The sequence below is a fragment of the Pseudoflavitalea sp. G-6-1-2 genome (genome assembly GCF_012927185.1).
In the GTDB taxonomy this organism is placed as follows: Bacteria; Bacteroidota; Bacteroidia; order Chitinophagales; family Chitinophagaceae; genus Pseudobacter.
Genome location: NZ_JABBGB010000003.1, coordinates 403,475 through 415,719, shown reverse-complemented (window position 1 = coordinate 415,719; position 12,245 = coordinate 403,475). Strand labels below are relative to the sequence as shown.

Below are 12,245 nucleotides of genomic sequence, written 5' to 3'. Positions count from 1 at the left end.
TTACTTTCCACCACCGCAGTTATACAGCAGTGGAAGGTTAACAATCATCCTGCTTTGGAATTGTAATCCTTTGGAAGAAAGGAAATATTGAATGTTCCTTCTTCATCATAATAATAAGTTTGGCGGTAGCTGCTGAATTTGATCGGCGCTCCTAATTCTTTCATAAGATTGAGGTATTCATATACGCTTCGTTCGGAGATTCCCAGTTTATCAGCAAGCTCTACGGGCGTACCCGTGGCTTTGATGCGTATCAGCTGGTCTATCCGAACCAGGCGATAAAAAATCTCTTTTTGCATAAGACAAGGCTTTTTGGAATTCGGTATGGGTTGGTTCTTTTTTTACGCGGCAGGCCGCACCTGTCGTAAACGTCTCCGCTCCAGCAAAGCAGCAGATCCGCTTAATGCAGTAAACACGCAATTGAATACGAGATGCGTTTCCCAGCTCATCTCATTGAGTATGCCACCGCATTCGCAGGGAACTTCTGATCCGGAGCCCAGCAGCAATGCGATGTATACCGAGAATGCCAGCATCAGCACAAACGATGCGTACAGGCCATTCAGCCTCGTTACAGCAAACAGTAACATGATGGATATGTAAATCTCCGCAGCAGGAATAAACCAGGCTAATACGCCTGCAAATCGCCCAATGAATGGCGACTCAGCAATATTGGTTCTGAACTTACCGTAATCACTGAGTTTAGACAGCGATGCATATAGGAATAGCACCACCAATAAGAGGCTTGTACCTCTTACAAAGGCTTTCTTGATCATAGCAAATAATTTCAGAATGTTGATCCTGTCGCTAGACAAAGGATACAGTTATTGAATAAAAAACCTGTTGCTGTGTAAACAGCAGCATGTATTGCAGAGGGGGAGAAACTTGGAGGAATTGCTGAAATGAGTGATAGAATATCTTCTATAAATTTCCTCTCTTTCCAAGGCAGGTTGTTATGAATTCGGGAGTATATTCTTTATTTTCCGCAAAGTACCAAAAACTTAACATTGACATAAGGGTTTCTATTTACCACTATCCGGTTATCAGTCAGCAGCCATGCACGTTACAGCTTATCCACACCCCCAAAACCGCCCCCACCATGCATCGCGCAAACCCACACCAGTCGTAATCCGCATCATTCCTGAGCTTCCGGATTACCCCCAATAATTATACACACCATGTGATTAAGTTAATTTGACTTTCGCCACCCCGGATGCTACGTTTGCAGTCGGCTCATTAACGCAATTGTACCGGTTTGCCGGGCTTCTTTTCATCAGCCTGGGCAGTTTCAGGGGAACCATGTGAAAATCATGGACTGTTGCGCAACTGTAAGTTCACCGGCCGCCTCACTCATGTGAGAACCGGCTCCAACGGTGGATCCGCTAAGAACGGACTATAACAAGTCAGGATACCTGCCGGTATGATCTGTGCTGAATCCTTCGCATTAAAGGTAAATGCATAACTATGATAGAAACCTGTACTTCATCCCAAAAATGAAGTAATAGGATTACTATCGCTGTCACTTACCTCCAACGCGAATTAAATGTGAATTAAAAAGCGATAGTATGCAATACGAAAACGAAATTCTTCTACAGGAAAACAAAGACAGGTTTGTGATTCTTCCCATCAACTACCCACGTGTATGGGAAATGTACAAGAAGCACGAAGCCAGTTTCTGGACAGCCGAAGAGATTGACCTGAGCGGAGACCTGAAAGACTGGGCTTCCCTGAACGATGGAGAGCGTCACTTTATTTCACACGTATTGGCATTTTTCGCAGCCAGTGACGGTATCGTGAATGAGAACCTCGCCGTTAACTTCATGAGCGAAGTGCAACTGCCCGAAGCACGCTGCTTCTACGGCTTCCAGATCATGATGGAGAATATCCACTCCGAAACCTATGCACTCCTCATCGATACATACATCAAAGATCCGCAGGAGAAATACCACCTCTTCCATGCCATCGATACCGTACCAGCCGTGAAAAAGAAAGCGGAATGGGCGCTGCGCTGGATCGAAAACGGATCTTTCGCTGAACGTCTCGTAGCATTCGCCGCTGTTGAAGGTATCTTCTTCTCCGGCAGCTTCTGCTCTATCTTCTGGATGAAGAAACGCGGCCTCATGCCAGGCCTCACCTTCTCCAACGAGCTCATCAGCCGCGACGAAGGCCTCCACTGCGAGTTCGCCTGTCTGCTCTACAGCATGCTCAACAACCAGCTGCCTAAAGACCAGGTGTACAAGATCATCGGAGATGCCGTGCGCATCGAAAAAGAGTTCGTATCGGAATCACTCCCCGTAGACCTCATCGGAATGAATGCCCGCCTCATGCAGCAATACATCGAGTTCGTTGCAGACCGCTGGCTCGTGGAACTGGGATGTGAAAAAATGTACAATGCCACCAATCCGTTCGACTTCATGGAAATGATCTCACTCGAAGGAAAAACAAACTTCTTCGAAAAACGCGTGGGAGACTACCAGAAATCAGGTGTGATGGGTGGAGGAAAGGACGCAAACACTTTCTCTCTCGAAGAAGACTTCTAACCATACCATATAGGATCACAGGGAAATACTTACTTACAACCATTAATACCTCAGCTCATGTTTGTAGTTAAAAGAAACGGAAAAAAGGAATCTGTCAAATTCGACAAGATTACCGCTCGCGTTGAGAAGCTTTGCTACGGCCTCGACAGACGCTTTGTAAACTCCATCGACGTAGCGAAGAAAGTGATTGAAGGCCTTTATGATGGTGTTACCACTACCGAGCTCGATAATCTCGCTGCAGAAACAGCTGCCTCACTCACCGTGAAGCATCCTGATTATGCACTGCTCGCCAGCCGTATCGCCATCAGCAACCTGCATAAGAACACCGTAAAGAGTTTCTCCGAAACCATGAAACTCCTCTACGAGTGCACAGACATCAAAGCAGGCAAAGCTGCTCCGCTCATCGCAGACGATGTCTGGGATGTTATTCAGCAACACCACGAACTGCTGGACTCTACCATCATCTACGATCGCGATTACAGCTTCGACTACTTCGGTTTCAAAACACTCGAAAAATCGTACCTCCTCAAAGTAGATGGCAAAGTGGTGGAACGCCCGCAGCATATGTACATGCGCGTAGCCATCGGCATTCACAAAGAAGATATCGATAGCGCTATCAAAACATACCATTTGATGAGCGAGCGCTGGTTTACACACGCTACGCCCACACTCTTCAATGCCGGCACTCCAAAGCCGCAGATGAGCAGCTGCTTCCTCCTCACCATGAAAGAAGACAGCATCGATGGTATCTACGATACGCTCAAACAAACCGCCAAGATCTCTCAGAGCGCTGGTGGTATCGGATTGTCTATCCACGGCATCCGCTCTACAGGCAGCTATATCGGCGGCACCAACGGTACCAGCAATGGTATCATCCCAATGCTCCGCGTATTCAACGATACTGCACGTTATGTCGATCAGGGCGGTGGCAAACGCAAAGGCGCTTTCGCCATCTACCTCGAACCATGGCATGCCGATGTTTTCGAATTCCTCGATCTCCGCAAGAACCACGGTAAAGAAGAGCTCCGCGCACGCGATCTTTTCTACGCCCTCTGGATCCCCGACCTCTTCATGAAACGTGTGGAAGAGAACGGCGACTGGAGCCTGTTCTGCCCGCACGAAGCACCAGGCCTCCACGAATGCTGGGGCGAAGAATTTGAAAAACTCTACGCTAAATACGAAAGCGAGAACAAACAAAGACGTGTTGTAAAAGCGCAGGACCTCTGGTTTGCCATCCTCGATGCACAGATCGAAACCGGTACACCTTACCTGCTTTACAAAGACGCTGCAAACCGCAAATCCAATCAGCAGAACCTCGGTACCATCCGCAGTTCCAACCTCTGCACAGAGATCCTGGAATACACTTCTCCTGATGAAGTTGCTGTTTGTAATCTCGCTTCTCTGGCACTGCCAAGATTTGTGATCGATAACAAATTCGACCACGATAAACTTTACGAGGTTACGTACGAAGCAACCAAGAACCTGAACAAGATCATCGATTATAACTACTACCCTGTTAAAGAAGCTGAAACTTCCAACCTCCGTCACCGTCCAATCGGTCTCGGTGTGCAGGGGCTTGCTGATGTGTTCATCCTCCTTCGCCTTCCATTCGAAAGCGACGAAGCGAAACAACTCAACAAGGATATTTTCGAGACCATCTATTTCGCTGCAATGACTGCATCGAAAGACCTCGCCATCAAAGAAGGCGCTTACGAAACATTCGCGGGCTCTCCTGCTTCAAAAGGACAGTTCCAGTTCGATCTCTGGGGCGTTGAACCTTCGCTGCGCTGGGATTGGTACACGCTGAAAGCCGAAGTGATGAAACACGGCGTTCGCAACTCTCTGCTGGTTGCTCCGATGCCTACAGCCTCTACTTCTCAGATCCTCGGTAACAACGAGTGCTTCGAACCATACACTTCCAACATCTACGTTCGCCGCGTACTGAGCGGAGAGTTCGTAGTAGTGAACAAGCACCTGCTGAAAGATCTGATCGAACTGAATCTCTGGAATGATGATATGAAAAACAAGATCATCACACTCAACGGTTCAATTCAGAAGATCGATGGCATTCCTGATAACATCAAGGAGATCTACAAAACTGTTTGGGAGATCAAACAACGTAACCTGATCGATATGGCTGCCGACCGCGGCGCTTATATCTGCCAGAGCCAGTCTCTCAACCTGTTTGTTGATACGCCAACTGCAGCCAAACTCACCTCCATGCACTTCTACGGATGGAAACGCGGACTGAAAACCGGTATGTACTACCTGCGTACAAAAGCAGCTACACAAGCCGTTCAGTTCACTGTAGAAAAACAAGGTGGTAAAATGGTTGAGCCGCTTACAGACAGCCATTCACTGAAAGTGATCGAAGGAAGTGAAGATGTACAGGGACCAACCTGCACTATGGAAGAAGGTTGCGTAACCTGCAGTGCATAAAACTGAATAATTATCATCGCAATAAAACCCGCTGCAGACGAAAGTCAGTGGCGGGTTTTCTTTTTTACCAGCAATAAAAAAGGCTTCGCACGCGAAGCCAATATTTTGAATGAAACCTGAACCCCTTACTGGTTCAGCATCTGCGCCGGACTGATCGTCACAATATCCCCCTCCTCGATATTCGGATTCATCATCCTCGCCGTAAACATCCTCGTCTCCGTATACACTTCCACATCATAATAACTTCCGCAGAAAACTATATGCTGCACTGTTCCTTTCACATCACTGATATGCTTGCGGGAAAGATGCAGGTCTTCCGGACGAACTATCCGTTGCATGCCATTCTTATCCTCCCATACATTGTATTTGCCTAATAATCCTGCAGCATAATTGTCTACAGGATGCCGGTACACTTCCTTCGGCATTCCATGCTGAATGATCCTTCCATCGCGCATCAGCAGAATTTCATCTGCCCACGAAAGACTGTCCACCGGATCGTGCGACACCATCATTATCGAGATCTTCAGCTGCTCCGCAATATCTCCGATAATGGCTTTCAGCAACTGCTTATGGATCATATCCGTATTCGAATACGGCTCATCCAGCAACAACAATCCGGGCGATCCGATCAGGAGCCTCGCAACTGCAATCCGCTGCTGCTCCCCGCCGGAAAGCTGATCTGTTCTGCGTTTCATCAGATGGCTGATGCGGCAGATCTCAAATAATTGTTCTGCAGATTTGGGAGTGAGTTTATTGGCGTATTCAAGCACCTGCTCCACGCGCAGGTAATGCGGCAGTTCAAAATTCTGTGAGAGATAGGCAATTTTTGGGTGACCGGGAATCAGCTGATCATTCGGTCCAATTACTTTTTTGCCATCGTAGATCACTTCTCCGGCATCGGGCTGCGCGAGACCTGCAATAATTTTCAGCAGGGTACTCTTGCCTGAACCCGTTTCACCCGCAATGGCTATCTGCTGATACCACTGCTGGCTGAAACTAACGTCCTTTAATTCGAAGCCGCGTTCGTTCTTCTTTTGAATGCCGGAAACCTGAAGTAAAACCATGCGGCAAAAATATACTTTTAGAACAAGAGGTTGCTGAGTTTTTCCGCCTGAAGTATGCGTATTTTTCCCTCCCGGATCTCGATCAGTTTTTCCGATTTGAAATCGCTCAGGGTGCGGATCAGGCTTTCCGTTGCCGTGCCCACATACTGGGCAATATCTTCACGGGGTATATCGATGGCCTGTTGGGCCGGCTGGTTACCATTGAACTTCTGATGAATATCAATCAATGCCCTCGCAACCCGCTTCCGGAGCGAATCGTAGGCCAGGCGCAGCAGTCTTTCTTCCTTCTCCTTCACGTCGCGGGAGATCAGTTTGATGAAGCGCGTAGCGATGCCCATATCGTTGTACACGGCGGTGAGGAAATCATCCTTGGGGATCATTACCACTTCCGCTTCTTCGAGTACTTCGGCGGTATCATCGTAGGAGTTGTTCTCCAGCAGCGCCACATGGCCGAGATAGTCACCGGCACTGTAAAGATTGGTGATGTATTCCTTCCCATCTTCGTGCAGCCGGAATGTTTTGATCTTTCCACTCTTCAGATGGTATAAGAACTTCGGGCGTTTGCCTTCGTTGTAAACGATACTTTTTTTAGGGATGCGTTCGCTGCCGTATTCGGTTGGATCGAGGGTGATGAGTCCGGAAGTTTTCAATTCTTTCAGCAACTCATTCGCCCCCTGTTCTCCCTGCGAATACTGCGCTTCTATCACACTCATTTTTTTGAGGCGTGTCTCGATGGCTTTCAGCAGTTCGATATCATCGAAGGGTTTAGTGATATAATCGTCGGCGCCCATTTCCATGCCTTTCCGGAAATCGCCCCGCTCCGTTTTTGCTGTGAGAAAGATGAACGGAATATTCCCGGTGCCCGGTCTGTTCTTCAGCAGATGCAGCACGCCGTATCCATCCAGTTCGGGCATCATGATGTCGCATACGATTAGGTCAGGTTTTTCACGGCTTGCCAGCTCCACTCCTTTCTTGCCATTCTCCGCCGTAAATGTCCGATAACCTGCCAGGCTAAGGATCTCCGCAGTGTTCTCGCGGATATCGTTGTTATCATCGATCACCAGTATCGTTTTCATGGCGCTAAAATTACAGATTTAACCGGCATCATATGGTAAATATGACGAAAATCAGGAAACCATGTGAGTGGTGTCAAACCCTCAGAACCACTGTGTTGCTACATTCGCAGCGTAAATCTCCGGTATGGGCGCAACAATCACCACCAGCAAAATAATCTGTTTTCATTGCGGCGAAGCATGCAAATCTGAAAAGATCACATTCCAGCAGAAGACATTCTGCTGCGAAGGATGCAAAATGGTGTATCGTCTGCTCAATGATAATGGTCTTTGCGAATACTACGATCTCAATCAGCAACCGGGCATCAACCAACGGATCGAAATAAGAAAAGATAAATTTGCTTTCCTCGAAGAAGCCGGCATCCGGCAACGGCTGATCAGTTTTGAAGACGATCGCCAGACGCATGTAACTTTCTATCTTCCTTCCATCCATTGCAGCAGCTGCCTGTATCTGCTCGAAAATCTGCACAAGCTCAATCCAGGTGTTATCAGTGCCCGTGTGCATTTCACCCGCAAAGAAGTGAGCATCGTATTTGATCACCGGATGATCACACTGCGCGAATGCGCCGAACTATTGAACTCAATCGGATACGAACCATACATCTCTTTACACGATCTGCAACACCAGCCACCCCGGATAAAAAAACGCATGATCTATCAACTGGGCGTGGCTGGATTTTCTTTCGCCAACATCATGCTGCTCAGCTTCCCGGAATACCTTGGTCTGGAGAACGCTGAAATAAGCCTGCAGTCTGCATTCCGGACAATCAACGTTTTGCTGGCGCTGCCGGTATTTTTCTTTAGTGCGCAGCCGTTTTTCTCCGCAGCATGGAACGGACTGAAAAACCGCTTTCTCAATATCGATGCCCCGATCGCACTCGCCATCCTGGTTACATTCTCCAGAAGTTTGTACGAAGTTTTCTCAGGAACCGGCGCCGGCTACTTCGACTCCATGAGTGGCATCGTTTTCTTTATGCTGCTCGGCCGTGTGTTGCAGGATAGAACCTACCAGCAACTTTCCTTCGACCGCGATTACACATCCTACTTCCCCATTGCCGTCACTGTTCTGAAAGATGGCAAGAAAATTCCTACTGCTCTCCCCGACATCAAACCCGGCGATACTTTACTGATCCATAATCAGGAGCTCATCCCCGCCGATGGCATTCTCACCAAAGGCAATGCAGCCGTGGATTACAGCTTCGTAACGGGAGAATCGATTCCAGTGCAGAAAGAAATGGGAGAACTGCTCTATGCCGGCGGTAAGCAAACCGGCAATGCCATTGAATTATTAGTGATCAAAGAAGTGGCGCAGGGATACCTCACCAAACTCTGGCTCCGCGACGAATTCAAAAAAGAACCGCAGGAAAAAAATATCTCTTTCGTACACCTGCTCAGTAAATGGTTTACCGTGATCGTTTTCAGCATCACTGCCATCGCAGCCATCTACTGGGGTTTCACCGACAGCAGCAAAGTCTGGAATGTAATCACTGCAGTGCTCATCGTTGCATGCCCCTGTGCATTGCTGCTGAGCAACAGCTTCACCAATGGCAATGTGCTCCGCATTCTCGGTCGCAACCGCTTCTATCTCCGTGGCGCACAGGCCATCGAAGATATCGCCAATGCCAATCATATTGTTTTCGATAAGACCGGTACTCTCACCACTACCAAAGAACAGGATGTTGTATTTGAGGGAAGTCTGTTACCCCTCGATCTGCAACAAGCCGTTACAGCATTGGCTGCACAATCAACACATCCGCTGAGCAAGGTCATTGCACAATATTTCAATGCAGAAAATAATCTGCCGGTTCATCAGTACCGCGAAGTACCCGGATATGGCATCGAAGGTTTTGTGCTGGGTCATCAGATTACATTGGGTTCATCCGCGCATGTGGGTGTTACCTCCGCAAACAATGCAGGCACATCGGTGTATCTCGCCATAGACGGGCAATTAACCGGTTTCTTCCGTGTGCGGAACCGTTACCGCCCCTGCATTCCCGATCTTGTAAACCAGTTAGGCAAGCATAAGAAGCTCTCTGTACTCTCCGGAGACAACAGCGCTGAACGCCAGTATTTGCAGCATCTGATGGGCGATGAGGCGCTGTTGCTCTTCGATCAGAAACCCGAAGACAAATTGCATTGCATTCAGCAACTGCAACAAAAGAAACAAGTGGTGATGATGATCGGCGACGGCCTCAACGATGCCGGGGCTCTCAAACAAAGCAATATAGGTATCGCCATAACAGAAGACAGCAACAACTTCACTCCTGCCAGCGATGCCATTCTCGAAGCATCGCAACTGCATAAACTCCCGCTCTTCATCCAACTTTGCAAAGCCAACAGAAACATCGTGCTGGCCAGCTTTATAATGAGCATCCTCTACAATATTGTCGGCATCTGCTTTGCAGTACAGGGCATCTTATCTCCATTGATCGCGGCAATACTCATGCCTGCAAGCAGCCTCAGCATTGTACTGCTCACTTTCGGATGCAGCAATTTCATTGCATCGCGATGGAAACTCTGAGCCGATCAGATACCTGATTAAAATCAGTTTGTCATATAAGTGTAATCATTTCACAGGCATAGCCCGCATTCTACTTTTGAGCATCAATCCGAAGGTATGAGTGTAATAATCCTCCTGATCATCGCCAGTGTAAGCATTGCAGGCATCTTCCTCGCAGCCTTCTGCTGGAGCATCAAAGACAAACAGTACGATGATGAATATTCGCCGCCGCTGCGCATCCTCTTCGACGATAAACCAGCATCCGCAACAGATTCAGACAACCAATAATTCTTAACAGCCTCACTGACTCCTGAAACAAAACGTTATGCAGTTAGAGAAATTTTATTACGACAACAAGATCGTCAAATGGTTCGGTTATGCAACCCTGTTCTGGGGTATCGTAGGAATGCTCGGCGGGCTGTATGCAGCCATCCAGCTCTATGCTCCCGGCACTTCACTCAACCTCGCTCCCACCACTTTCGGTAGGGTTCGTCCACTGCACACCAATGCAGTGATCTTCGCATTTGTGGGCAACTGTATTTTCACCGGTGTGTATTATTCGTTGCAGCGTCTCTGCAAAAGCCGCATGTACAGCGACAGACTCAGCTGGCTTCACTTCTGGGGATGGCAGGGCATTATCGTTGCGGCAGCCATTACACTGCTGGCCGGTTATACCACCGGTAAAGAATATGCAGAACTGGAATGGCCCATCGATATTGCCATCACGCTCATCTGGATTGTTTTCGGTATCAATATGTTTGGTACCATCATCAAAAGAAGAGAGAAGCATTTATACGTTGCCATCTGGTTTTATATCGCCACCTGGGTTACCGTTGCCATGCTGCATATTGTGAACTCATTCGAATTGCCGGTAAGTTTTATGAAAAGCTACAGCTGGTATGCAGGCGTGCAGGATGCATTGGTGCAATGGTGGTACGGCCACAATGCCGTGGCATTCTTTCTCACTACGCCTATTCTCGGCCTGATGTATTATTTTCTGCCGAAAGCCGCTAACAGACCGGTGTATTCATATCGTTTATCTATCATTCACTTCTGGGCGCTCATCTTCATTTACATCTGGGCTGGTCCGCACCACCTGCTCTACACCGCGCTTCCAGACTGGGCTCAGAGCCTTGGTGTGGTATTCTCCATCATGCTCATCGCTCCATCATGGGGTGGTATGCTGAATGGATTGTTCACGCTCCGCGGCGCATGGGACAAAGTGCGCGAAGAACCCGTACTCAAATTCTTTGTGGTGGCAGTTACCTGTTATGGCATGGCCACTTTCGAAGGGCCGATGATGAGTCTCAAAAGTGTGAACGCCATTTCTCACTTCACCGACTGGACCATTGCACACGTGCATATCGGCGGTCTCGGATGGAATGGTTTCATGGCATTTGGTATGCTCTACTACCTTATTCCGAAAATGTACGGCACGCAGCTCTATTCTAAGAAACTCGCCAACAACCATTTCTGGCTCGGCACCATCGGCATACTCGTATACGCCATTCCTCTCTACTGGGCTGGATTTGCGCAGGCGCAGATGTGGAAAACCTTCACAGAAGAAGGACAACTGAAATTCCAGTTTCTCGAAACCGTTACGCATATCATTCCAATGTATGTAACCCGCAGTATTGGTGGTACCCTTTACATTATTGGTGCTGTGATGATGGTTTACAACCTCTACAAAACTGTGAAGCAGGGTAAGTTCATTGCAAACGAAGCAGCAGAAGCAGCTCCCATCGTTAAAGAACATTCACCGGTTCGCGAATACTGGCACCGCTGGATCGAGAAGAAACCAATGACCATGCTGGTGATGAGCCTCATAGTAGTGGGTATTGGCGGTGCGCTTGAAATTATTCCCACTTTTCTGGTGAAATCGAACGTGCCAACTATCAGCAGCGTTCAACCTTACACCCCGCTTGAGTTACAGGGCCGTGACATCTATGTGAGAGAAGGTTGCTATACCTGTCACTCGCAAATGATCCGTCCATTCAGAGATGAAGTAGCGAGATATGGTGAGTACTCCAAAGCAGGTGAGTTCGTATACGATCACCCCTTCCAGTGGGGATCGAAGAGAACAGGCCCGGACCTCGCGCGCGAAGGCGGCAAGTATCCTGACAGCTGGCACTACAACCACATGCTCGATCCAAGGATCATGAGCCCCGGATCTATCATGCCCGCTTATCCATGGCTGCTAGACGATAAGATCGATACAGCATCCACCCCCGCCAAGATCAGGGCCATGCAGAAAATGGGCGTTCCCTATCCCGAAGGATTCGATCAGCAGGCCAACAAAGCCTTGATGGAACAGGCCGAAAGCATCAAAAAAAGCCTTAAAACCGATAAGATAGAAACCGCCAGCAATGCGGAGATCGTGGCGCTGATCGCCTATCTGCAACGCATGGGAAAAGACATCAAAGCAGTACCTAAAGAAGTTACTCAAAATTAAGCATCATGAAGTTTGTACACTATCTCGAAAAGATCACCGGCGTAAGCATCTACCCATTGCTCAGCTTCATCATATTCGGATTATTCTTCCTGGGCATGCTCCTATGGGTATTGAAAACAGATAAAAACAGATTGAAGGATATCAGCAGAATTCCGCTGGACTAAACAATTCAAAAAGAGAAAT

The 12,245-nt window shown here is 48.1% G+C and carries 10 protein-coding genes and 1 riboswitch; of the genes, 6 read left to right on the top strand and 4 right to left on the bottom strand.

The genetic code is table 11. The annotated features are described in order from the left end of the window. Positions 1 to 44: 44 nt before the first annotated feature. Together HHL16_RS18945 and HHL16_RS18940 are read right to left on the bottom strand one after the other, a co-directional pair. Positions 45 to 296, bottom strand: coding sequence for an HTH domain-containing protein (locus tag HHL16_RS18945; RefSeq protein WP_169426914.1), 252 nt, complete (start codon positions 294 to 296; stop codon positions 45 to 47). A gap of 42 nt (positions 297 to 338) precedes the next feature. Beyond that, complete coding sequence (locus HHL16_RS18940) at positions 339 to 770, bottom strand: MauE/DoxX family redox-associated membrane protein (protein WP_169426913.1); 432 nt, start codon at positions 768 to 770, stop codon at positions 339 to 341. A 458-nt stretch (positions 771 to 1,228) separates the two neighbouring features. Next, positions 1,229 to 1,429, top strand: a riboswitch (cobalamin riboswitch). A gap of 130 nt (positions 1,430 to 1,559) precedes the next feature. Between HHL16_RS18940 and HHL16_RS18935 the strand changes: the two genes are divergently transcribed. Together HHL16_RS18935 and HHL16_RS18930 are read left to right on the top strand one after the other, a co-directional pair. Then, positions 1,560 to 2,534 (top strand): ribonucleoside-diphosphate reductase small subunit, encoded by a 975-nt coding sequence (locus tag HHL16_RS18935; protein ID WP_169426912.1) that lies wholly within the window; start codon positions 1,560 to 1,562, stop codon positions 2,532 to 2,534. Positions 2,535 to 2,591: 57 nt separating this feature from the next. Next, positions 2,592 to 4,973 carry a ribonucleoside-diphosphate reductase subunit alpha gene (locus HHL16_RS18930; protein WP_169426911.1) on the top strand — a complete coding sequence of 794 codons (2,382 nt, stop codon included), beginning with the start codon at positions 2,592 to 2,594 and terminating at the stop codon, positions 4,971 to 4,973. Positions 4,974 to 5,098: 125 nt separating this feature from the next. On the opposite strand, the gene HHL16_RS18925 is transcribed toward HHL16_RS18930, so the two are convergent. Together HHL16_RS18925 and HHL16_RS18920 are read right to left on the bottom strand one after the other, a co-directional pair. Continuing rightward, a complete protein-coding gene (locus HHL16_RS18925) occupies positions 5,099 to 6,037 on the bottom strand; it encodes an ABC transporter ATP-binding protein (protein ID WP_169426910.1) in 939 nt (312 codons plus the stop codon). Between the two features lie 17 nt (positions 6,038 to 6,054). After that, the gene (locus HHL16_RS18920; protein WP_169426909.1) at positions 6,055 to 7,113 is read right to left on the bottom strand and encodes a response regulator; all 1,059 of its coding nucleotides are present in this window, start codon (positions 7,111 to 7,113) and stop codon (positions 6,055 to 6,057) included. Positions 7,114 to 7,237: 124 nt separating this feature from the next. Between HHL16_RS18920 and HHL16_RS18915 the strand changes: the two genes are divergently transcribed. The 4 genes from HHL16_RS18915 (at position 7,238) to HHL16_RS18900 (ending at position 12,226) form a co-directional block, all read left to right on the top strand. Then, positions 7,238 to 9,631, top strand: a complete 2,394-nt coding sequence (locus tag HHL16_RS18915) for a heavy metal translocating P-type ATPase metal-binding domain-containing protein (protein WP_169426908.1) — start codon at positions 7,238 to 7,240, stop codon at positions 9,629 to 9,631. 96 nt (positions 9,632 to 9,727) lie between these two features. After that, a complete protein-coding gene (ccoS, locus tag HHL16_RS18910) occupies positions 9,728 to 9,898 on the top strand; it encodes a cbb3-type cytochrome oxidase assembly protein CcoS (protein ID WP_169426907.1) in 171 nt (56 codons plus the stop codon). A gap of 37 nt (positions 9,899 to 9,935) precedes the next feature. After that, positions 9,936 to 12,062 (top strand): cytochrome-c oxidase, cbb3-type subunit I, encoded by a 2,127-nt coding sequence (gene ccoN / locus HHL16_RS18905; protein ID WP_169426906.1) that lies wholly within the window; start codon positions 9,936 to 9,938, stop codon positions 12,060 to 12,062. 5 nt (positions 12,063 to 12,067) lie between these two features. Next, entirely contained in the window at positions 12,068 to 12,226 is a 159-nt protein-coding gene (locus HHL16_RS18900) for a CcoQ/FixQ family Cbb3-type cytochrome c oxidase assembly chaperone (protein ID WP_169426905.1), read from the top strand. Positions 12,227 to 12,245: the final 19 nt, after the last annotated feature.